Source organism: Shimia sp., from assembly GCF_041624275.1.
Classification (GTDB): domain Bacteria; phylum Pseudomonadota; class Alphaproteobacteria; order Rhodobacterales; family Rhodobacteraceae; genus Shimia.
The window spans coordinates 1-5337 of the sequence record NZ_JBFJVE010000199.1; the positions used below are offsets into that span (position 1 = coordinate 1).

Below are 5337 nucleotides of genomic sequence, written 5' to 3' on the forward strand. Positions count from 1 at the left end.
CGACCGGGCCACAAGAGAAGAAACGCCGAGCGCGGCAAATCGGCGGCCTCCGTCCGGGCCGAATGCCGGCCCGCTGCCGGGGCGTGTCAGGCCTCTTCGAGCTGGCTTTCCCGTACCACCTGGGTCACCAGTTTCTGCGCCTGCCGATGCCAGTGGGGATCGCATTCATAGGCCAGCCCCAGCCGCCCGACGTCGACCGGGGTAAAGGCCCGCTGGCCATAGGGCATGGCGTGGCGGCCATGGAACACCGGATCGTCGAACACCCCCCGGTCGAACTCGAGCGCCATTTCCGCACAGAGGCGGCGGAACAGTTCGAACAGCACGTGCTGGGCCGGATGATCGACGCCGAAAAAGCTGCGCTTGTCGTGATAGGTCTCGGCGATATAGCCCGAGATCGCCAGATCGCAGACCGAGGCTTCCAGCTCGCCCATCCGGGTCAGCGAGGCCTCGATACGCGCCTGGTTGCCCATGTCGATGCGCCCGCGGCAGAAATCGTCGAAAATCTCGGCCTGATCGCGCCCCGCCTGCCCTTCCAGCAACTGCTCGGCACCAAGCACCCGCCCCTGGGCGGGATCCAGCTCGAGCGAGGCCAGCCCGTCGACATGGAGATAGGGCAGGAAGATGACGTCGCCGGTCGTCGTCGCCATCAGGTCGGCGGTATTGAAGACCGCGTCCGGGTCGGTGATCGCCTGCGCCACCACCAGGTCTGCCTCGGCAAGATCGCTGCGCGTCGCCTCTTCGTCGAAGCTGCCCCAGTCATCCGAGATCGAGCGGAACCTCACCGGCATCTCGGGGAAGATGTCGCGCGAGATGGCGCGCAGCGCGTTCAATTGAGCCTTTCCAAGAAAAACCATGCTCATGAGCCCAAAATATCCTTCATCTGCAAAAGACCCCAATTTTCCGGACGGTCGGCAGCCTAGCACCGGTCGATTGAACGATCCAGAGCGGGCCATCGGCCTTGGTTAGATATCGCCGCGTTCGCGCGCCTTGATCGCAAGGTTGAGCAGTTTGTAACCCTGCCCGTACCATTGCGGATCGCAGTCGTATTTCGTGCCCAGCACCTCGGCATCGACCGGGGTGAAGGCGCGCTGTGACGACGGCAGGGCGCGCCGCCCCCAGGCCACCGGATCGTTCATGATGCCGGGGTCGAATTTCAGGTCAAGCTCACCGCACAGCCGGCGGAACAGTTCGAAGACGATATGCTGGGCGGGATGGTTGATGCCGAAGAAACTGGGGCGTTCGCGATAGGTTTCCGCGATATAGTCCGAGATCTTCAGATCGCAGCCCTGCGCTTCCTTCTCGGCCATCTTGGCCAGCGACATGTCGATCCGGGCCTGGTTCTGCATGTCGATGCGCCCGCGGCAGTAATCCTCGAAGATCTGCACCGGCTTGCGCCCCTCCTGCCCCTCGAGGATCAGTTCCGCGCCCTTGATGACCGACCGCCCCTTCGAGGCGACGATCTCGAGCGAGGCCAGCCCGTCGATATAGACATAGGGCACGAAGATCACATCGCCCGTCGCCGTGTCCATCACGTCCTGCCGGTTGAACGTGGTGCCGGGGTTCTCGATCGCCTGCGCGATCACCAGATCGGCCTCGGCCAGTTCCTGACGGGTCGGCGCCTCGTCGAACTTGCCCCAATAGGGCGTGATCGTGCGGAATTTCACCTGCATCTCGGGGAACATCTCGCGGGAAATGCCCCGCATGGCATTCACCTGGCAGTTTCCCAGAAAAAGAATCGACATCAACCGGCCTCAACGTGTTTTCTTCGAGGGATAGACCATCAATGTGGCAAAAATTTGCTGCCGCCGGCAACCGCCGCGCCGATCACTTGCGCGGCTTACAGGGGTCCGGCTTACAGGGGCTCGGCTTACAGGGGCTCGATGTCGCCTTCGGCGCGCTGCGCGTGAAACTCCGTCTCAAAGGCGTCAAAGGCCCCGGCGCCGATCGCATCGCGCATCCCCTGCATCAGGTCCTGGAAATAATGCAGGTTGTGCCATGTCAGCAGCATGCCCGAGATCATCTCGCCCGAGCGGAACACGTGATGCAGATAGGCGCGGCTGTAATTGGCACAGGCCGGGCAGCCGCAGTTTTCATCCAATGGGCGCGGATCGTCGGCATGGCGGGCGTTCTTGATGTTGACCACGCCATGGCGGGTAAAGGCCTGCCCGGTGCGCCCCGAACGCGACGGCAGCACGCAGTCCATCATGTCGATGCCGCGCTTGACCGCGCCGACGATGTCGTCGGGCTTGCCGACCCCCATCAGATAGCGCGGCCGGTCCTCGGGCAAGAGATCGGGGGCATAGTCGAGACAGCCGAACATCGCCTGCTGCCCCTCGCCGACCGCCAGCCCGCCGACCGCGTAGCCGTCAAAGCCGATCTCGCGCAGCGCCGCGGCGCTCTCCTCGCGGAAATCGCGTTCCAGCCCGCCCTGCATGATGCCGAACAGCGCATGTCCGGGGCGGTCGCCAAAGGCGTCGCGCGACCTTTGCGCCCAACGCATCGACAGGCGCATGCTCTCGGCGATGCGGTCGCGGTCCGCCGGCAAGGCCGGGCATTCGTCGAAACACATGACGATGTCGCTGCCCAAGAGCCGCTGGATTTCCATCGACCGCTCGGGCGTCAGCTCATGTCTGGAGCCGTCGATATGGCTTTTGAAGGTGACGCCCTTTTCCGTGAGCTTGCGCAGGCCCGCCAGGCTCATCACCTGAAAGCCGCCGCTGTCGGTCAGAATGGGGCGCTCCCAGTTCATGAAACGGTGCAGCCCCCCCAGCCGATCGATGCGTTCCGCCGTCGGGCGCAGCATCAGGTGATAGGTATTGCCCAGCAGGATGTCGGCCCCGGTGGCGCGCACCGATTCCGGCAGCATCGCCTTCACCGTCGCCGCCGTGCCCACCGGCATGAAGGCCGGCGTGCGCACCGCGCCGCGCGGGGTCGAGATCACGCCCTTGCGGGCCTTGCCATCGGTGGCCTGCACCTGGAACGAAAAACGGCTTGTCATCCTGCACCTATCCGAGTTTTCCCCCTCCAATCACAAATCCCGCGGCTTGTAAAACCGTCGCCGCGCCCCGGCGCACCGCAGCGTCGCCGCAACAGGGGCTGGACCTTCCGCGAACTAATCCCTATATGTTCGCTCAGGATTAACACAGGACTGACCAATGACCCAGGCTCCCGACCCGGTGGAAGGCACCCCGCTGATCGAACCCTCGAGCACGCATCATCCGCTGCATGACGAGGTGGTCGAAGCCTGTCGCAGCGTCTTCGACCCCGAGATCCCGGTCAACATCTACGATCTGGGCCTGATCTACACCATCCTGATCTCGGATGACGACGACGTCCATGTCACCATGACCCTGACCGCGCCGGGCTGCCCGGTGGCCGGCGAGATGCCGGGCTGGGTGCAAGAGGCCATCGCCGGCGTCGCCGGGGTGCGCACCGTCACCGTCGACCTGGTCTGGACCCCGCCCTGGGGTATGGAGATGATGTCCGACGAGGCCCGGCTCGAGCTTGGCTTCATGTAAGCCGCGCCCGTAAGCCGCCCCCGGTGGGCCCGGTCACAAAGCCGTCGCGGGTCGGCGTCTTGATAGTGCCCGCGTCGCGACCTATCTTGGGCCCTGCACAAAGGAGCAACTGAAATCCATGTTCGGCATTCCGGGAAAACAGGCGATCACCATGACGCCGCGCGCTGCGGCGCAGATCGCCAGGCTGATGGCACGCGACGGCCATTCCGGCCTGCGCATCGGCGTCAAGAAGGGCGGCTGCGCCGGCATGGAATACACCATGGACTATGTCACCGAGACCGACCCGCTTGACGAGGTGGTCGAACAGGACGGCGCCCGGGTGATGATCGCCCCGATGGCCCAGATGTTCCTTTTCGGCACCGAGATCGACTATGAGGTCTCGCTGCTGGAATCGGGGTTCAAGTTCAACAACCCCAATGTCTCCGAGGCCTGCGGCTGCGGCGAATCGATCAAGTTCGAAGGCATGTGACCGCGATCGCGGCGCCGACCAGGTCGCCGCGCCCGCCCCCTGCGGCCCTGCCGGTGAACGCCGGACCGCACAGGCCGGACCGCAAGGGCCGCCCTTCCCGCCGCCCTTTCCCCTGCCTTCCCCTGATTTTTCCGCATCAATCCCGCCAAGGGCGCCGCCTTGGCCCCGCCCCGGCTTGACGCGCCCCGAGGAAGCGCCGAAAACGGGCCCATCGACAAGAAAAATGGGGCAGATCATGCGACGCAAACTGGCAGCCGGCAACTGGAAGATGAACGGGCTGGGCTCGGCTCTCAGCGAACTCGCGGCCATTGCCGGCTGCGAAACCCGGCAGACCGACCTGCTGATCTGCCCGCCGGCAACGCTGCTCGGGCGCGCCGCCGACACCGCCGCGGCCGGCAGCTGCGCCATCGGCGGCCAGGACTGCCACGCCCGCGAAAGCGGCGCCCATACCGGCGACATCTCGGCCGCCATGCTGGCCGATGCCGGCGCCAGCCACGTTCTGGTCGGCCATTCCGAGCGCCGCAGCGATCACGGCGAATCCGATGCCGACGTCTGCGCCAAGACCACCGCCGCCTGGGCGGCCGGCCTGACCGCCGTGCTGTGCCTCGGCGAAAGCCTCGCGCAGCGCCGCTCCGGCGACACGCTCGCCGTCATCGGCGCCCAGCTCGCCGGCTCCCTGCCCGACGGCGCCAACGGCGACAATACCGTGATCGCCTACGAACCGATCTGGGCCATCGGCAGCGGCCTGATCCCCGAGATGGCGCAGATCGCCGAGGTGCATGACTTCCTGCGCCGCGCTCTGGTCGAACGCCTCGGCGACGACGGCGACAGGATCCGCCTGCTCTACGGCGGCTCGGTCAAGCCCGGCAATGCCACCGAGATCTTCGCGGTCTCCAACGTCGATGGTGCCCTGGTCGGCGGCGCCAGCCTGAAGGCGGCGGATTTCAAGGCCATCGTCGCGGCTCTCGACGCCGCCTGATCTTTCTCTTGCACGAAATATCCCGGGGTGAGCGTTGAAAATGCCCGCATTTTCAACGTGAGGGGCAGCGCCCCTGCCCCGGGAATCGAAAAGGCCCCCGAAACGCTTCGGGGGCCTTTTCGTTTGCTATCCTGTCATCCCTAATTGGTGATGATCTCCGGCCCCATGAAGGTATTGGGCAGGAAGGTCGACAGCCACGGGATGTAGGTCACCATGATCAGGAACACGAAGAGCACGGCCAGGAAGGGCAGTGCGGCGCGCACCACGCTCATCATCGGCATGCCCGCCACCCCGGAGGTCACGAAGAGGTTCAGCCCCACAGGTGGCGTGATCATCCCGATCTCCATGTTGACCACCATGATGATGCCAAG

At 65.2% G+C, this 5337-nt stretch carries 7 protein-coding genes; 3 read left to right on the plus strand and 4 right to left on the minus strand.

The genetic code is table 11. The features are described from left to right. Window positions 1–86 precede the first annotated feature (86 nt). From ABZD10_RS13310 to tgt, 3 genes are all read right to left on the minus strand, one after another. Complete coding sequence (locus ABZD10_RS13310) at window positions 87–860, minus strand: hypothetical protein (protein ID WP_372887175.1); 774 nt, start codon at window positions 858–860, stop codon at window positions 87–89. A gap of 102 nt (window positions 861–962) precedes the next feature. Beyond that, window positions 963–1742 (minus strand): WcbI family polysaccharide biosynthesis putative acetyltransferase, encoded by a 780-nt coding sequence (locus ABZD10_RS13315; RefSeq protein WP_372887177.1) that lies wholly within the window; start codon window positions 1740–1742, stop codon window positions 963–965. A gap of 125 nt (window positions 1743–1867) precedes the next feature. Further along, complete coding sequence (gene tgt, locus ABZD10_RS13320; RefSeq protein ID WP_372887178.1) at window positions 1868–2998, minus strand: tRNA guanosine(34) transglycosylase Tgt; 1131 nt, start codon at window positions 2996–2998, stop codon at window positions 1868–1870. Window positions 2999–3155: 157 nt separating this feature from the next. On the opposite strand from tgt, the gene ABZD10_RS13325 reads away from it, so the two are divergent. The 3 genes from ABZD10_RS13325 to tpiA all read left to right on the plus strand — a co-directional run bounded on the left by ABZD10_RS13325 (window position 3156) and on the right by tpiA (window position 4966). After that, window positions 3156–3518: an SUF system Fe-S cluster assembly protein gene (locus ABZD10_RS13325; RefSeq protein ID WP_372887180.1), complete on the plus strand. Its 363-nt coding sequence runs from the start codon at window positions 3156–3158 to the stop codon at window positions 3516–3518. Window positions 3519–3636: 118 nt separating this feature from the next. Further along, window positions 3637–3987 carry a HesB/IscA family protein gene (locus ABZD10_RS13330; protein ID WP_372887181.1) on the plus strand — a complete coding sequence of 117 codons (351 nt, stop codon included), beginning with the start codon at window positions 3637–3639 and terminating at the stop codon, window positions 3985–3987. Window positions 3988–4222: 235 nt separating this feature from the next. Then, window positions 4223–4966, plus strand: coding sequence for a triose-phosphate isomerase (gene tpiA / locus ABZD10_RS13335; RefSeq protein WP_372887182.1), 744 nt, complete (start codon window positions 4223–4225; stop codon window positions 4964–4966). Between the two features lie 140 nt (window positions 4967–5106). On the opposite strand, the gene ABZD10_RS13340 is transcribed toward tpiA, so the two are convergent. Then, window positions 5107–5337: TRAP transporter large permease subunit (locus ABZD10_RS13340; RefSeq protein ID WP_372887184.1), on the minus strand; the 231-nt coding region annotated here is incomplete at its 5' end.